Origin of the sequence: Pseudomonas sp. TWP3-2 (assembly GCF_049897765.1) — a bacterium.
Classification (GTDB): domain Bacteria; phylum Pseudomonadota; class Gammaproteobacteria; order Pseudomonadales; family Pseudomonadaceae; genus Aquipseudomonas.
Genome location: NZ_JAFCWW010000006.1, coordinates 250,450 through 264,572 on the forward strand (window position 1 = coordinate 250,450; position 14,123 = coordinate 264,572).

Consider the following 14,123-nt stretch of genomic DNA (forward strand, 5'->3'; position numbering starts at 1 on the left):
ATCTACGCCTTAACCCACCGCCCCCGACTCCACGCACTCAACATATCCACCCCCAAAACCAACACCAACATAGCCAAAATCACCGTACTCGCCTGCGCCCCCTGAAACAGACTCAAGCTCACATACAACATCTGTCCCAGCCCCCCAGCCCCAACAAACCCAAGCACGCTGGCCATCCGGATATTGTTCTCCCAGCGGTACAAACAATAAGCCAGCAACTGCGGCGCAAGGTTCGGCAGCGTGCCGTAGCAAAACGCCAGAACCGGATTGCCGCCTTGCAAACGAATCGCTTCCGCAGGTTCCGGCGGTGTGTTTTCCAGCGCTTCGGCGAATAGGCGGCCAAGTACGCCGGTGGTGTGCAGGGCGAGGGCGAGGGTGCCGGCGTTGGGGCCTAGGCCGGCGGCGAGGACCATGAGGGCGGCCCAAACCAGTTCGGGGATGGCGCGCAGGGCGTTGAGCAGCAGGCGCGCGGCGCTTTGCAGGGGCCAGCCGAAGCGGCCGGCGGCGGGGAGGGCGAGAAAGAGTCCGAGAATGGCGGCGAGCAGGGTGCCGAGGGCGGACATGGCCAGGGTTTCCATTGAGCCGTGGAGTACTGCTTTCAGGTAACCGGCGCTGAGGTCGGGGCTGAGGAAGCGCTGCACGTAGCTGCCCATGTGTTGCAGGCTGTCGGCGCTGGCGAGCTCTTCGAGGTCGAGGCCGAGGTAGGCGAACGAGGCGATGACTGCGCCGAGGATGCCGGCGATCAGCAGCAGGTTGATCAGGCGCTTCATGCCAGCCTCCAGCGCAGCAGGCGGCTGAGTTGGTCGGCGCCGAGTACCAGCAGCAGGAAGGTCAGCAACATGCTTGCGACTTCACCGCCGGCGAACATGCGGATCGATAGGTCGATCTGTTGTCCCAAGCCTCCGGCGCCGACGAAGCCCATTACGACTGACGCGCGAATCGCGCATTCCCAGCGATACACCGTGTACGAGAGCAATTCCGCCGCGACATTGGGCAGAACGCCGTAGGCGAAACTCGCCAGCCGTCCGCTGCCGGCCTGCAACAAGGCGTGGGCCGGGCGTTGGTCGGTGGATTCATAGATTTCGGCGTAGACCTTGCCGAGCATGCCGCTGTAGGTGATGGCGATGGCCAGCACGCCCGCCGCCGGGCCGAGGCCGACGGCGCGCACGAACAGCAGCGCCCAGACGATTTCCGGCACGCTGCGCAGGAAGATCAGCAAGCCGCGCACCGGCCAGCGCAGCAGTCGGCCGAGATGGCTAGGTCGCCCGCTACGCGAAGCCGCAGACAGCGACAGCGCGCGGCTGGCGAGCAGGCTGGCCGGCACCGCCAGCAGCAGCGCCAAAGCCATGCCGGCCGTGGCGATGGCCAGGGTTTGCAGGGTGGCTTTCAGCAGTAATTGCAGAAAATCCCGATCATGCGCCGGCGGCCAGAATGCCGAGACAAAGCGGCCCATTTCATTTTGGCTGTCGGCGTTAAACAGCACGCCCAAATCCAGTTCACTGAGCTGAATCCCCGGCCACAGCAACGCAATCGCCAACAACGTCAGCAGCAAGCGTGGCCAAGCAGCGGGATCGCGTGAGTCAGCACTCAGCATCGAGGAATCTGCACAGTCAAAGACGCGGCGGCGGTCACCGGCGATTGCAGTTGTTCGTTGGCGTACAGCGCATCAAGCATTTCGCGGCTGACTTCAGCAGAGGGGCTATCAAACAGAATCTGCCCATCGCGCAAGCCAATGATGCGCGGGAAGTGCGCCAGCGCCAGTTCCACCGCATGCAGGCTGGCCACCAGCGTGACGTTATGTTCCCGCGCATGTCGCGACAGGATCGACAGCGTGTGGCCGGCCAGCACCGGGTCCATCGCCGAAACCGGCTCATCTGCCAGCAATATCTCCGGCGCCTGATACAGCACTCTCGCAATGCCGACGCGCTGCAATTGCCCGCCGGACAGTTGCTGGCATTGAGCGAAGAGTTTGTCGCTCAGATCCAGCCGCGCCAGCGCCGCGCGGGCGCCGGGCACATCCAGCGGATGCAGCAGATTGAGCAGACTTTTACCGAGGCTCCATTGCCCGAGTTTGCCGGCCAGCACCGCCGTTACTACCCGTTGCCGTGGCGGCAGCGGCGGTGCCTGATGCACCAGACCGATACGTGCGCGCAGGCGTTGCCGTTGACGGGCAGACAGGCGCCAGGCGTGTTGGCCCAGCACTTCGATTTCGCCGCTGCTGGGGCGCACAGCGGTGGCCAGCAAGTTGAGAAGACTCGATTTACCCGCACCGGACGGGCCGATGATCGCCACTTGCTCGCCCGCACCAATCTGCAAATCCACACCACGCAAGGCTTCGACCCCGTTGGCGTGGCGCAAAAAACCTTGCTTGAGGCGTAACGTCATTTCAACAGGTCGGCAGCGCGGGCGGCTTCCTCGATGCCTTTGTAGTTGTCCGGGCTGGTTTCGATGAAACGGCTGGCGGCTTGCAGATCGAGGATCTTCTTCTGCTCAGGATTGGCCGGGTCGAGGTCAAGGAAGGCTTGTTTGATCTTCGCCGCCAGCGCCGGGTCGAGGGTGCCGCGCACGGTCCAGTTGTAATCGAAGTAGGTCGGGGTGGTGGCGAAAACTTTGACCTTGTTGGTGTCGACCTTGCCGGCATCCACCAGTTTCTGCCAGACGCTGGCGTTGAGCACACCGGCATCGACTTTGCCGGCCTGCACCCAGGCGACGGTGGCGTCGTGCGCGCCGGAGTAGCCGACGTGGCTGAAATACGATTCTGGCTTGATGCCGTCCTTGAGCATGAAATAGCGCGGCATCAGGCTGCCAGAGGTCGACGAGACCGAGCCGAACGCGAAGGTTTTGCCCTTCAGATCGGCCAGGCTTTTGACGTTCGGGTCGGCGCTGATGAATTTGCTGGTGAACTGCGCATCCTGCTCACGCTGCACCAGTGGAATGACTTTCGGATCACTTTTCAGCTGCGCCTGAACGAAGGTGAAACCGCCGAGCCAGGCCATGTCGAGACGGTTGGTGGCCAAGGCTTCGACCACTGCCGGATAGTCGGCGACCGGCACAAACTCAACTTTCATGCCCAGCTTCTGCTCCAGATTGGCGCCCAACGGCTCGAATTTGCGCAGCAGTTCGGTCGGTGCTTCGTCGGGAATGGCGCTGACTTTCAAAACGTCGGCGGCTTGCGCCAGCACGGCGGATAAGGACAGGGCCAGGCCTGCGGTCAGTGCCAGGGTGCGCTTGAGCATGAATATTCTCCGTTTCATAAGCGTCGAGATGGATGCGCCGCGATTGCAAATCACAGCGGTGGCAAAGTCAGGTTAGACGAAGCGGGCGAGAGTATACGTCTTGAGGTGGTTTCACCGAGGTGGCTTTGTCACGGTTTATTGCGTGGCTTCAGGTTGACGGTTGCGGCTCGCCGACCTCATCCGGCGCATCCTGCCAGATCAATCGCGGATCAAAACTCATCGCCGCGAGCATGGTGAACACCACCACCAGACCAAAAAACAGAATGCCCACGCGCGGCTCGATGTCACCCAGCGCCTGGAACTTCACCAGCGCCGCCACCAGTGCTACTACGATCACATCAAGCATCGACCAATAGCCGATCAGTTCAACGAAGCGGAACATTTTCGAGCGCTCGCGCCGTGCCCAGTTGCTGTTGCGCTGCACGGTGATCAGCAGCAGCGTCAGCGCCACGAATTTGATGCCCGGCACGGCGATGCTGGCGATGAAAATGATCAGCGCGATGTCCCACGCGCCGTGCTGCCAGAACTCAATGACGCCGCTCATGATCGTGCTGTCGGCGCCATTCCCGAGCATTACGGTGTTCATCACCGGCAGCAGATTGGCCGGCACATAAAACGCCAGCGCCGTGAACATGTAAGCCCAGGTTCTGGCCAGTGAATTGGTTTTGTAACGATGCAAATCAGCGTCGCAGCGCGGGCACTGCTGCGGTTCACCGGTCATGTCGCAGGCGAGTCCGCAGCTGTGGCACAGGCACAGATTGAGTTCGGGGGCGGTTGGTGGCCGGCTCATAGAATCTCCCACAGGTCGCGCACATCGCGCCCGGCAATGCGGATCAGCAACAGACTGAGCGCCGCCAGCGCGAACAAGCCGATGCCTGGCAATACGTCGAGCATCCCGGCCAGTTTGAACACTGCGACCATCGCCCCGAGCAGGCACACTTCGAGCATGCTCCACGGGCGCAGCGTCTCCAGCCAGCGCATGCAGGTCTTGAATCCCGGCGAGCGCTGTGAGGCGAGGGCGAAGCCCAGCACCCAGGTCAGCAGCACCAGTTGAAAGGCCGGGGCGATAATGATGGAAATCGCCGCGACCATCGCGATAAAGGTGATCGGCCCCTGACTCAGCGCCAGCACCGAATCCCACAACGTCGCGCTGTTCTTGATGCCTTGCAGGCTGATGCTCATCACCGGGTAGAAATTGGCGAACAGCCACAACATGCTCGCGGTGAAGGTCAACGCCAGCCGTTGTTGCACCGTCAGACCGTTGTAGCGCTGCAGCACGCCGCCGCAACGCACGCATATAGTCTTCTGATGTTTGGCGAGCGGGACTTTTTCGTACACGCAGTCGCAGTGCTCGCAGATGATCAATTGATCAGTCGTGGCCATGGGGCGCTCGAGGATGAAGGGCAAAGGCTGCCTTCAATATAGAAGCGCTGCGGCATTCGGCAACCCGCGCGTGCCTTTGGTCTGCCGGATGGCCGCTTTATCGGCAAGCCGCAGCCGGATGATTCAAACCGGCTGTGTTGCAGCTTCTGCGGCGATGGCGGCCAGTACGCTCGGTCGGGCGCCGATTCTCTTCATGTACAGCGCCAGCGCTGGCCAGTCGTTGATCTCGATATTGAAGGCCGGCAGCCAAGTGAGGACGGTGAACAGATAAGCGTCGGCCACGCTGAAGCTTTCCATCAGGTACGCCTGAGTGCTGAGAATTCGATTGAGATAATCCAGGCGTTTGAACAGTTTTTGCTGAAACATCTTCCTGGATGATTCCGGCAGATCAGCGCTGAATAACGGCGCGCAGCCGCCATGAATTTCCGAGCTGATGAAATTCAAATGCTCCTGCAACCGCGAGCGCGCCCAGGTACCAGCGGCCGGCGCCAAAGCTCGGCTGGGCATAAGGTCGGCAAGGAACTGCAAAATCGCAGGGCCTTCGGTCAGCACTTGGCCATTCTCCAATTCCAGCGCCGCCACGTAGCCCTTCGGATTGATCTGGCGAAAATCGCGGCCGTCGGCAGTGCGTTTGGTCTGGTTGTTGACCCTTATCAGTTCAAACGGCAAGCCAAGTTCACGCAAAACAATGTGCGGCGACAGCGAGCAGGTCATGGGCGCGAAGTACAGTTTCATGGGATTTCCTTTGTAAGTTGTCGAGCAGCATCCACCAACGCTGCGACGCTTCGCAAAGGACATCTCGGGTGCTAGCGTATGACAAAATCTCATGGATCGAAGCCTGTATATGCTCACCCGACTACCCTCACTCAATGGATTACGCGCGTTCGAATGCGCCGCCCGACACATGAGCTTTACCAAGGCCGGCGAAGAGCTGAACGTCACGCAAACTGCGATCAGCCACCAGATTCGGCGACTGGAAGATGAGCTCGGCGTGCGCCTGTTCATGCGTTTGAAGGACGGGCTGGCGCTGACCGATGAGGGCCAGGTTTATCTGCCCGGTGTGCGCGCCGCGTTCCATGAATTGCGCCATGCCACCGAGCAGTTGTTGGAATCGAGCAACACCAGTGTGTTGACCATCAGCACGCTGGTGTCGGTGGGGTCGAAGTGGCTGTTGCCGCGGTTGCCGTCATTTCGCGAGGCGCATCCGGAGATTGATGTGCGCATCAGCGCGTTCACCGAGCTGGCAGATTTTCGCAAGGGTGGCATCGACGCGGCGATTCGTTACGGCGACGGCAATTGGCCGGGGCTGCGCGCCGACTGGTTGATGTCCGACGAGATTTTCCCGGTGTGCAGCCCGCGCTTGCTCGCCGGGCCGAATGCGCTGCGAACCCCGGCCGATCTGGCTAATCACACGCTGCTGCAAGTCAACGGTGTGACCGGCAATGACTGGAGCAATTGGCTAAGCGCTGCCGACCAGCCGCATCTCGCGGCGAAGGACGCGCGTCTGACGTTCGATCTGGCGCTGATGGCGGTGCAAGCGGCGGTGGACGGGCAGGGCGTGTGCATTGGTCGTTCCACCTATGTGGAAGACGACTTGCGTGCGGGCCGGCTGGTGGTGCCGTTTGATCTGCGCTTGAAGTCAGACTCGGGGTTTTACCTGGTCGCGCCACATGCCACGGCTGACTCCCGGAAAATCACGGCTTTCAGAAACTGGTTACTCAGCCGCGTGAACATTTAGGCCTGTCGGATAGACAGGCCTACATGAATCAAGGTTTTTTTGCGTCTTTGGAATCGCTTGAGGTGGCGGCGTCTTTTGCCGTTTCGTGCGATTCAGCGCCAGAGTTGTTACCGGAGGCTTCTTCGCCTTTTTTATCGGCCTTGTCGTATTTGGATTCCGAGCCTTGAGCCTGATCGACCCCGGGAATCCCGCTCGGTGGCGCGGCGGATCCCGCAGAGGATTTGTCGGCCGCCAGCACCGACAGCGAACAGGACGACAGCAGCCCGGCGAGCGTGAGAACGGCGATTGTTTTGTTCATCATCAAATCTTCCGTGCGAGGGGGTGTACTGCGTTGGAAGATTGTCGACGCCAAAGGTGCAGCGCACAGGACGAGCGGCAAGTTGCTCGTCTTCAGATCGAGCGCTGATTGACCCGCGCGCTCAGTTGCTCGGCGCTTTCCTTACGTTCCGAGTAGCGATCTACCAAAAAATCCTGACGATCGCGCAGCAGTAACGTGAACTTCACCAGTTCTTCCATCACGTCGACCACCCGGTCGTAATAGGCTGAAGGCTTCATCCGGCCTGCGTCGTCGAACTCCATGAAAGCCTTGGGCACCGAGGACTGATTAGGGATGGTGAACATGCGCATCCAGCGGCCGAGCACCCGCAACTGATTGACCACGTTGAACGACTGCGAGCCGCCACACACCTGCATCACCGCCAGCGTCTTGCCCTGGGTCGGGCGAACGGCGCCGAGTTCCAGCGGTATCCAGTCGATCTGCGCCTTGAACACGCCGGACATCGCGCCATGGCGTTCCGGCGAACACCACACCTGACCTTCCGACCACAGCACCAGCTCGCGCAGTTCCTGCACTTTCGGATGCGTATTCGGGGCGTCATCCGGTAGCGGCAGACCGGACGGATTGAAGATACGCACTTCAGCGCCGAAGTGTTCCAGCAGGCGCGCGGCTTCTTCTACCAGCAGGCGGCTGAACGAGCGCTCGCGGGTCGATCCGTACAGCAACAGCATGCGCGGTTTGTGCTCGCCAGGATTCGGCGTTCGTGGCTCTTCGAACAGGCTCAGATCGAGATTGGGCAGGTGCTCTGACATGAAAAGTGTTCCTTAAAGTGTGCCGATTCGGGCCAGCTCTAGCGAGAGTTGCTCGCGGCTTAGCGTATCGAAGGGAAGCCCGAGGAAGGCCGTGCAGCGCTGCTCGATGCGCGCCAATGTGGCGCGGAAAGCCGCGTCGATTTGCGCTTCGTCACCGATCACGTCGGACGGATCTTCCAGCCCCCAATGGGCTTTCAGCGCCGGGCCGAAATACACCGGGCAGGTTTCGCCCGCAGCCTTGTCGCAGACAGTGATCACCACATCCGGCGGGTTGTCCGCGAAAGCGTCATTGCCCTTGCTGTGCAAGCCGTCGATGGAGATACCGGCCTGCTGCAACGTGGTGAGGCTGCGCGGCAGGACCTGGCCCTTGGGGAAACTCCCGGCGCTCACGGCTGCGAAACCGTGGGGTGCCAGGTGATTGAACATCGCTTCTGAGAGGATGCTGCGGCAACTGTTGGCCGTGCACATGAACAGGACTCGCATAAATACTCCTTGCGCGTCGGGCGCAGGTTTGGAATTCAGCAGCAGGCTGCGTCGCGGACAGGACGGCTATCCATGTTTTGCAGGCGCGCAGCGTTGCTGTGCAGCCATTCGGAATTGGCTTGCGCAGTCAGCTGCAATATCTGCTGCACCCACTCTGGCAGCGCCGGGTTGAGGCGGTAATAAACCCATTGGCCCTGACGCCGATCCAGCAGCAGACCGCTGCTGCGCAGTTGCGCGAGGTGACGGCTGATCTTTGGCTGACTGTCGTCGAGGGCACACATTAGCTCGCACACGCACAGTTCACCCTGACTGGCGATCAGCAACGTGGCACGCACGCGGGTCTCGTCAGCCAGGCTTTTGAAGAGTTCGGGAGGGGTGATCACGTAGGCGGCTCATTACATGTGGATGGCCGAATATACGGATATCCATATGTTCTGAGCAAGCTTGAATTTGCGAATGGGGGGCGGGGCGCTGGAGCCCCCCGCCCGAAACCTGTCTTCAGCGGTTTTTGATCAGGATCGAAAAATTCAACGCAGCCGCGACACACAGCCAGGCAAGATAAGGAAACAGGATCAAACCGGTGATCACGTCCAGTTGCAACGCCAACACCACCATCGCCGCGACCACCAGCCAAAGCACGGCCAAAATCACCATCGCCGCGAAAATCTTGTGGGCGCCGAAGAACACCGGTGTCCACAGCGTATTCAGCGCAATCTGTGCGGCCCATAACGCCAGAACTGTCTGGCTGCCGGGGATCAAGCTCAACCGGTAACCGGCCCAGGCGAGCAGCAGGTAGATTGTCGTCCACGCGACCGGGAACAACCAATTGGGTGGCGTGAAGCTCGGTTTGGCCAGCGCTTCATACCAGTCGCCCGGTTTGAACATCACGCCGGTGGTTGCCGCAGCAGCGCAGGCCAGAAGGAAAATAAAGAAAGTCATCACCAGTCCTTAGCTGAAATCAGCTGTCCGCTTTTGAAAAGCCATGTCGGCAGTCTTAAAGACACAGACCGTTTCGCTAGCGGAAAAGTTTGGATCGAGGCGAGACTTGTTCTCGGCTATCAGTGCAGGACTCTGCGGCTCTCGCCGATTCTGATGCGGTCAAGTGCGCGGTTCAAAGCATCCAGCGCGTCGAGAAGGGCTTTGGCTTCGGCTTCGCGGCCATCCCCCCACAAGCGCTCGGCCATTTTGTTCAGCGCCTGGATCGAGCGCTCTATTTCGGCGGCGGTGGGGGTCTGGCTTTGCGGTGGCTTCTTCGGCATTTCGGTAACTCTCGGGCTGATGCCGCAAGCTTACAACGCGAACTGCCTGGTGCGAGCGCGTCCCTGCGCTGAAGCTGTTTAGAAGCTGTACTTGGCAGTCAGCATCATGTTGCGCGGGGAGCCATAACTGTCGCCGCCGTAATCCGCCGTGGTGGCAATCGACGAGTAGTAGCTGCGGTCGAAAATGTTGTTGGCGTTCAGTTGCAGATCCAGGTGCTGGTTGACGCGGTAGCCGGCCATCAGATCGGTAACCGCGTAGGCGCCTTGTTTGAGGCGGTAGCTGCTGCCATCAGCCAGTTCGATGTCGTTGTACATGCGGCTCTGCCACAAGATGTTGCCGCCCACGCGCAGTTTTTCCAGTGGGCCCTGAAGGTGGTAGGTGGTGGTCAGTTTGAACAGGTGCTCCGGGGTATCGGTGTCGAACTGTTTGTTGATCTTCTGCGGATTTTCCTGGTCCTTGATGGTGTGCGTGCGGGCGTAGGTGTAGCCAGCGCCGACCTGCCAATTGTCGGTGAGCGCGCCTTGCAGCTCGAAGTCGATACCCTGGCTGCGGATCTCGCCGGAGCCTTCATAGCAGGCAGACTGCGGGCAGTTCGGTACGAACACCTGTACCGCGCGGTTTTCCTGATCGACGCGGAACACGGCGAAACTGGCATTCAGCGCGCCGTCAAAATACTCGCCCTTGATGCCGACTTCGTAGTTTTTGCCGGCAATCGGTTTGACCGGTGCGCCCGACGTATCCTTGTTGCTCTGTGGAGTAAAGATGTCGCTGTAGCTGGTGTAGAGCGAGTGATGCTCGTCCAGCTCGTAGATCAGACCGGCGTAGCGCGTGACGTTGCGTGTGACCTTGTAGTCGCCATCGCTATCACGGTTGTCGTAGTCATACCAGTCCAGACGCCCGCCGAGGATCAGCTTCAGTGGATCAGCGAGGCTCAGGCGGGTGGTCATATACACGCCATCCTGAGTGGTAACTTCGCGCGTGTTGTCGGTGTGGGTGAAGTTCGGCTTGCCGGCGTTGATCGGCCAGTTGGTGTCGTACGGGTCGTAGTTGTGGGTGGTCATGTCGTAGATGCGCTTGCTTGCGCCGACCACCAGTTCATGGCTACGCCCGAATGCTTCGAACGGACCGCTGAAGAACGCGTCCAGACCCGCCTGGTTTTCATCGTGGGCCGACTGGTAAACAGTGCGCGCCAGCGTGTTATTGACCCAGCGCGACTGATAGGAACCGGAGAACAGCGCGTTCTGTTCGGAGTAGTTGGCGTTGACCTGCAGCTTCCAGTCGTTGGCCAGTTGCTGGCGGACCTCGGCGAACAGCGTGTTGATCTCCTGATCCTTGTTTTCCCACTTGGTGCCCGGGTTGTACGACCGCGGCAGGTCGAGGTGATGGCCATCCTGGCCGATCATCGATGAACCCCAGAAGTAGTTGGTCTTGTCTTTCTGGTGCGAGAAACCCAGGGTCAGCGTGGTGTCTTCGCTCAGGTCGGCTTCAGTGATGGCGTAGAACAGATCGTGTTGTTCCTCGACGTCATCGATGAAGCTGTTTGTGTCCTGATAAGACGTGACTACTCGACCGCGCAGGGTGCCGCTGTCGTTGAGCGGGCTGGAAGCGTCGATTTCGCCGCGATAGTTGTCCCAGGTTCCGGCCGCGCCCGTCAGGGTGACTTTCTGCTCGGCCAGTGGCCGTTTGCGCACCATGTTGATCGCCGCCGAAGGGTTGCCCGCGCCAGTCACCAGGCCGGTGGCGCCGCGCACAACTTCTACCCGATCAAACATCGCCAGATTCGGCTGGGCGCCCACGGTTACCCCGTTGTAGCCGCTGGGAATGCCGTCGTACATGATGTTGTCGATGTCGAAACCGCGCGCGGTGTACGACTGGCGACCGGGACCGCTGGAGAAATTCAGGAACAGCCCCGGCGTGTATTTGACCACGTCGTTGATGCTGGTCATCGCCTGATCGTCCATGCGCTGGCGGGTGATGACCGTCACGGCTTGCGGCGTTTCACGCAAGGTCAGCGGCAACTTGGTCGCGGTGGCCATGGTGCCGGTGGTGTAGGAGTTGGAGCCTTCGGTGGTGCTGCCCAATACATTCGAGGTGATTGCGGTCGCGCCGAGTTCGAGGACGGCTGGCGGGGCGCTGTCCTGGACCGGATTGCCTTCTTCGGCCAGTGCCGGAGTGATGATCGCCATGCAGACGGCCATGGACAGGAGATTGCGTGACGGATTGAAACGGCAATGCGAGGCGGGGCGCGACATGATTACTTCCTGACTTCTAACTAAGAGTAATGGAGCTATTGCGAATCATTACGATTAATTGTGTCAGGGTTTTTTACAGTGACAAAGGCATTCGTGAAAAAAATGTGAATTGGAAGCGGGAACCGGCGCTTTCGCCTGATGAACTCAAGCGAAAGCTCTGAGGGCATTTACGTCGGTGGAGCGCCTACGCCTGATCCAGCGTCTCCGCCACGCCTTGCTCCTCACCCAGAAAACCACCGCTTTGATGTTGCCAGAGCCGAGCGTAGGTGCCGTTGCGGGCCAGCAGTTCCGCGTGAGTGCCTTGTTCGATGATGCTTCCCTCATCCATCACAATCAGCCGATCCATGGCCGCGATGGTCGACAGCCGATGGGCGATGGCGATGACGGTCTTGCCCTGCATCATTTCATCGAGGCTTTCCTGAATGGCCACTTCGACCTCGGAATCCAGCGCGCTGGTGGCCTCGTCGAGCAACAGGATCGGCGCGTTCTTGAGCATCACTCGCGCGATGGCGATGCGCTGGCGCTGACCACCGGACAGCTTGATGCCGCGCTCGCCAACAAGCGTGTCATAGCCGGTATGGCCATTTTGGTCGCTCAGTTGCTCGATGAAACCGGCGGCCTGCGCATTCGCCGCAGCAGCACGCACCTGGGCGTCGGTGGCATCCGGGCGACCGTAGGCAATGTTGTCGCGAATGGAGCGGTGCAGCAGCGACGTGTCCTGAGTGACCATGCCGATAGTGCTGCGCAGGCTGTCTTGAGTCACTTGCGCGATATTCTGTCCGTCGATGCGAATTTCACCGCTGTTTACGTCATAGAAACGCAGCAGCAAATTGATCAGCGTGGATTTACCGGCACCGGAACGGCCGACCAGACCGATTTTTTCGCCCGCACGAATGTTCAGGTTGAGGCCGTCGAGTACCTGGCGTTCACCGTTGTAATTGAAGCTGACATTGTCGAAAATCACCGCGCCGCCCGCGGGCACCAGCACGCCGGCGTTCGGCGCATCCTGCACCTTCGGGCCGCGGGTCAGGGTGGCCATGCCATCCTGTACGGTGCCGATGTTTTCGAACAGTGACGTCATCTGCCACATGATCCAGTGCGACATGCCGTTGATGCGCAGCGCCATGGCAGTAATCGCCGCCACCGCTCCGGTGCCGACTTCGCCCTGATGCCACAGCCACAACGCATAGCCGCCGGCGCCAAGGATCAACCCGACCACCAGCGCCTGATTGACGATCTCGAACTGACTGACCAGACGCATTTGCTTGAAGCCGGTCTGTTTGAAATCCTCCATCGCCGCGCGCGCAAAGTGCGCCTCACGTTTGGAGTGCGAGAACAATTTGACGGTGGTGATGTTGGTGTAGGCGTCGGAAATCCGTCCGGTCATCGACGATCGCGCATGCGCCTGTTCTTGGCCGACTTTGCCCAGGCGAGGCACGAAGTACAGCATGGCCAGCCCGAACAAGACGATCCAGCCAAGAAACGGCAGCATCAGTTTCAGGTCAAAGGCGCCGGCCAGCGCGATGATCGCAATGAAGTAAACGCCGATGCCCGGGGCGATTTCGATCAGGGTGAAGAGCACTTCGCGCACCGACAGTGCGGTCTGCATCACCTTGGTCGTGACCCGGCCGGAGAACTCATCCGAGAAAAACGAAAGGCTTTGCCGCAGCATCAGCCGATGGAAATCCCAGCGCAGCCGCAGCGGCAAATTGATCGCAAGAATCTGGTGCTGAACCATGGTGCGCAGCGCCACCAGCCCGATGCTGGTCAGCAACACAATGCCGATACCCCACAGCACGCGACGTTCTTCCTGCCCGTTGATATCGCCGCCGGCCTTCCAGGTCGAGAGCAGATCCACCACTTGCCCGAGGAAGGAAAACAGCCAGGCTTCGTAGATCGACACACTGGCACTCAACAGCGCCAGCAGCAGCACATAACCGCGCGCACCGCGTGTGCAGGCCCACAGAAAACGCATCAGGCCGTCGGGCGGTGGCGGCGTTTCGTCGGGGGGGAATGGGTCGAGTCTTCGTTCAAACACGCGAAGCATTGTGGTCTCCGAAAAGGGCAGGTTGAGGGATTCTGCCATTTAAAGGATGTCTTGGGGGCTTGGGCATCAAGGGTATGACGCTGTCATGCGCGCAGGTAGGTCAGTGCACCAATGATGGTTGGGTCGCAACCGAGACGGTGAGGGTCACGACAACCAGCACGACGAGTACCCAGAACATCACCATGACTGTGAGCATGACGACCTTCAGGCTTTGGTAAAGCCAGCGCAACCAATGGCCCTCGGGTTTTGCTTGCGAGCGGTTTCTGAGCAGGCCTTTCAAATAGAAGCCGAGGAGGGCCAGGAGTGCGCCATCAATGAAAAGCGCAGGCAGGCCGGCTTCGGGAAAAATGCTTCCCCACCGATAGAATGACGACCGGCTCAGAAACACCACATAACAGGTGAGGCTGCCGTATGGGATGGCTCTCCACCATTTACCGGTCAGCGCTCCGACCATCAGGCACAGAATCACCATGAACGGGTTGAGGAGGATACTGATCATCCACTCCAGCACGTTGGGGAAGTATCCGGGTGAAAGGATGCTGCGCCAGATGTGTTCCAACATTGTTCAGATTCCTGCCTTCCATGGAGTGAGTGTTGCTTCCGTGCTTTCGTGCTGTTGCCCGGTATCGGCATGT

The 14,123-nt window shown here is 60.1% G+C and carries 17 protein-coding genes; 1 reads left to right on the forward strand and 16 read right to left on the reverse strand.

Annotated elements, in window-relative coordinates; genetic code table 11:
* Positions 1–2: 2 nt before the first annotated feature.
* The 7 genes from phnE to gstA all read right to left on the reverse strand — a co-directional run bounded on the left by phnE (position 3) and on the right by gstA (position 5,354).
* Positions 3–770: a phosphonate ABC transporter, permease protein PhnE gene (phnE, locus tag ACP7EE_RS12140; protein WP_426234692.1), complete on the reverse strand. Its 768-nt coding sequence runs from the start codon at positions 768–770 to the stop codon at positions 3–5.
* Positions 767–1,594: a PhnE/PtxC family ABC transporter permease gene (locus ACP7EE_RS12145; RefSeq protein WP_426234693.1), complete on the reverse strand. Its 828-nt coding sequence runs from the start codon at positions 1,592–1,594 to the stop codon at positions 767–769. Before ACP7EE_RS12145 ends, phnE begins: the two co-directional genes overlap by 4 nt.
* Positions 1,588–2,385 carry a phosphonate ABC transporter ATP-binding protein gene (locus ACP7EE_RS12150; protein ID WP_426234694.1) on the reverse strand — a complete coding sequence of 266 codons (798 nt, stop codon included), beginning with the start codon at positions 2,383–2,385 and terminating at the stop codon, positions 1,588–1,590. The genes ACP7EE_RS12145 and ACP7EE_RS12150 overlap by 7 nt, the downstream gene beginning before the upstream one ends.
* Positions 2,382–3,254, reverse strand: coding sequence for a putative selenate ABC transporter substrate-binding protein (locus ACP7EE_RS12155; RefSeq protein WP_426234695.1), 873 nt, complete (start codon positions 3,252–3,254; stop codon positions 2,382–2,384). The genes ACP7EE_RS12150 and ACP7EE_RS12155 overlap by 4 nt, the downstream gene beginning before the upstream one ends.
* Before the next feature lie 130 nt (positions 3,255–3,384).
* On the reverse strand, positions 3,385–4,026 hold the full coding sequence (locus tag ACP7EE_RS12160) for a paraquat-inducible protein A (RefSeq protein WP_426234696.1): 642 nt from the start codon (positions 4,024–4,026) through the stop codon (positions 3,385–3,387).
* On the reverse strand, positions 4,023–4,619 hold the full coding sequence (locus ACP7EE_RS12165; protein WP_426234697.1) for a paraquat-inducible protein A: 597 nt from the start codon (positions 4,617–4,619) through the stop codon (positions 4,023–4,025). The genes ACP7EE_RS12160 and ACP7EE_RS12165 overlap by 4 nt, the downstream gene beginning before the upstream one ends.
* A 123-nt stretch (positions 4,620–4,742) precedes the next feature.
* On the reverse strand, positions 4,743–5,354 hold the full coding sequence (gstA, locus tag ACP7EE_RS12170; protein ID WP_426201121.1) for a glutathione transferase GstA: 612 nt from the start codon (positions 5,352–5,354) through the stop codon (positions 4,743–4,745).
* 109 nt (positions 5,355–5,463) lie between these two features.
* Here gstA and ACP7EE_RS12175 point away from each other — a divergent pair, with 109 nt between their 5' ends.
* Positions 5,464–6,357, forward strand: coding sequence for a transcriptional regulator GcvA (locus ACP7EE_RS12175; protein ID WP_426234698.1), 894 nt, complete (start codon positions 5,464–5,466; stop codon positions 6,355–6,357).
* Between the two features lie 28 nt (positions 6,358–6,385).
* Here the strand turns inward: ACP7EE_RS12175 and ACP7EE_RS12180 are convergent, their stop codons facing one another.
* The 9 genes from ACP7EE_RS12180 to ACP7EE_RS12220 all read right to left on the reverse strand — a co-directional run bounded on the left by ACP7EE_RS12180 (position 6,386) and on the right by ACP7EE_RS12220 (position 14,050).
* The gene (locus tag ACP7EE_RS12180; RefSeq protein ID WP_426234746.1) at positions 6,386–6,655 is read right to left on the reverse strand and encodes a hypothetical protein; all 270 of its coding nucleotides are present in this window, start codon (positions 6,653–6,655) and stop codon (positions 6,386–6,388) included.
* 92 nt (positions 6,656–6,747) lie between these two features.
* Positions 6,748–7,446, reverse strand: coding sequence for an arsenical resistance protein ArsH (arsH, locus tag ACP7EE_RS12185; protein ID WP_426234699.1), 699 nt, complete (start codon positions 7,444–7,446; stop codon positions 6,748–6,750).
* A gap of 12 nt (positions 7,447–7,458) precedes the next feature.
* On the reverse strand, positions 7,459–7,929 hold the full coding sequence (locus ACP7EE_RS12190) for an arsenate reductase ArsC (RefSeq protein ID WP_426234700.1): 471 nt from the start codon (positions 7,927–7,929) through the stop codon (positions 7,459–7,461).
* 35 nt (positions 7,930–7,964) lie between these two features.
* Entirely contained in the window at positions 7,965–8,312 is a 348-nt protein-coding gene (locus tag ACP7EE_RS12195; protein WP_426201111.1) for a metalloregulator ArsR/SmtB family transcription factor, read from the reverse strand.
* A gap of 115 nt (positions 8,313–8,427) precedes the next feature.
* A complete protein-coding gene (gene tspO, locus ACP7EE_RS12200) occupies positions 8,428–8,868 on the reverse strand; it encodes a tryptophan-rich sensory protein TspO (protein WP_426201109.1) in 441 nt (146 codons plus the stop codon).
* Positions 8,869–8,987: 119 nt separating this feature from the next.
* A complete protein-coding gene (locus ACP7EE_RS12205) occupies positions 8,988–9,188 on the reverse strand; it encodes a hypothetical protein (protein ID WP_426201108.1) in 201 nt (66 codons plus the stop codon).
* A 78-nt stretch (positions 9,189–9,266) separates the two neighbouring features.
* Positions 9,267–11,441, reverse strand: a complete 2,175-nt coding sequence (locus ACP7EE_RS12210) for a TonB-dependent siderophore receptor (protein WP_426234701.1) — start codon at positions 11,439–11,441, stop codon at positions 9,267–9,269.
* A 184-nt stretch (positions 11,442–11,625) separates the two neighbouring features.
* The gene (locus ACP7EE_RS12215) at positions 11,626–13,488 is read right to left on the reverse strand and encodes an ABC transporter ATP-binding protein (protein ID WP_426234702.1); all 1,863 of its coding nucleotides are present in this window, start codon (positions 13,486–13,488) and stop codon (positions 11,626–11,628) included.
* A gap of 100 nt (positions 13,489–13,588) precedes the next feature.
* Positions 13,589–14,050: a hypothetical protein gene (locus tag ACP7EE_RS12220; protein WP_426234703.1), complete on the reverse strand. Its 462-nt coding sequence runs from the start codon at positions 14,048–14,050 to the stop codon at positions 13,589–13,591.
* Positions 14,051–14,123 lie beyond the last annotated feature (73 nt).

What these genes read in the sequence shown, in the direction of transcription:
- phnE (WP_426234692.1), bottom strand. Translation starts at nt 770, where the DNA reads ATGAAGCGCCTGATCAACCTGCTGCTGATCGCCGGCATCCTCGGCGCA.
- ACP7EE_RS12145 (WP_426234693.1), bottom strand. Translation starts at nt 1,594, where the DNA reads ATGCTGAGTGCTGACTCACGCGATCCCGCTGCTTGGCCACGCTTGCTG.
- ACP7EE_RS12150 (WP_426234694.1), bottom strand. Translation starts at nt 2,385, where the DNA reads ATGACGTTACGCCTCAAGCAAGGTTTTTTGCGCCACGCCAACGGGGTC.
- ACP7EE_RS12155 (WP_426234695.1), bottom strand. Translation starts at nt 3,254, where the DNA reads ATGAAACGGAGAATATTCATGCTCAAGCGCACCCTGGCACTGACCGCA.
- ACP7EE_RS12160 (WP_426234696.1), bottom strand. Translation starts at nt 4,026, where the DNA reads ATGAGCCGGCCACCAACCGCCCCCGAACTCAATCTGTGCCTGTGCCAC.
- ACP7EE_RS12165 (WP_426234697.1), bottom strand. Translation starts at nt 4,619, where the DNA reads ATGGCCACGACTGATCAATTGATCATCTGCGAGCACTGCGACTGCGTG.
- gstA (WP_426201121.1), bottom strand. Translation starts at nt 5,354, where the DNA reads ATGAAACTGTACTTCGCGCCCATGACCTGCTCGCTGTCGCCGCACATT.
- ACP7EE_RS12175 (WP_426234698.1), top strand. Translation starts at nt 5,464, where the DNA reads ATGCTCACCCGACTACCCTCACTCAATGGATTACGCGCGTTCGAATGC.
- ACP7EE_RS12180 (WP_426234746.1), bottom strand. Translation starts at nt 6,655, where the DNA reads ATGAACAAAACAATCGCCGTTCTCACGCTCGCCGGGCTGCTGTCGTCC.
- arsH (WP_426234699.1), bottom strand. Translation starts at nt 7,446, where the DNA reads ATGTCAGAGCACCTGCCCAATCTCGATCTGAGCCTGTTCGAAGAGCCA.
- ACP7EE_RS12190 (WP_426234700.1), bottom strand. Translation starts at nt 7,929, where the DNA reads ATGCGAGTCCTGTTCATGTGCACGGCCAACAGTTGCCGCAGCATCCTC.
- tspO (WP_426201109.1), bottom strand. Translation starts at nt 8,868, where the DNA reads ATGACTTTCTTTATTTTCCTTCTGGCCTGCGCTGCTGCGGCAACCACC.
- ACP7EE_RS12205 (WP_426201108.1), bottom strand. Translation starts at nt 9,188, where the DNA reads ATGCCGAAGAAGCCACCGCAAAGCCAGACCCCCACCGCCGCCGAAATA.
- ACP7EE_RS12210 (WP_426234701.1), bottom strand. Translation starts at nt 11,441, where the DNA reads ATGTCGCGCCCCGCCTCGCATTGCCGTTTCAATCCGTCACGCAATCTC.
- ACP7EE_RS12215 (WP_426234702.1), bottom strand. Translation starts at nt 13,488, where the DNA reads ATGCTTCGCGTGTTTGAACGAAGACTCGACCCATTCCCCCCCGACGAA.
- ACP7EE_RS12220 (WP_426234703.1), bottom strand. Translation starts at nt 14,050, where the DNA reads ATGTTGGAACACATCTGGCGCAGCATCCTTTCACCCGGATACTTCCCC.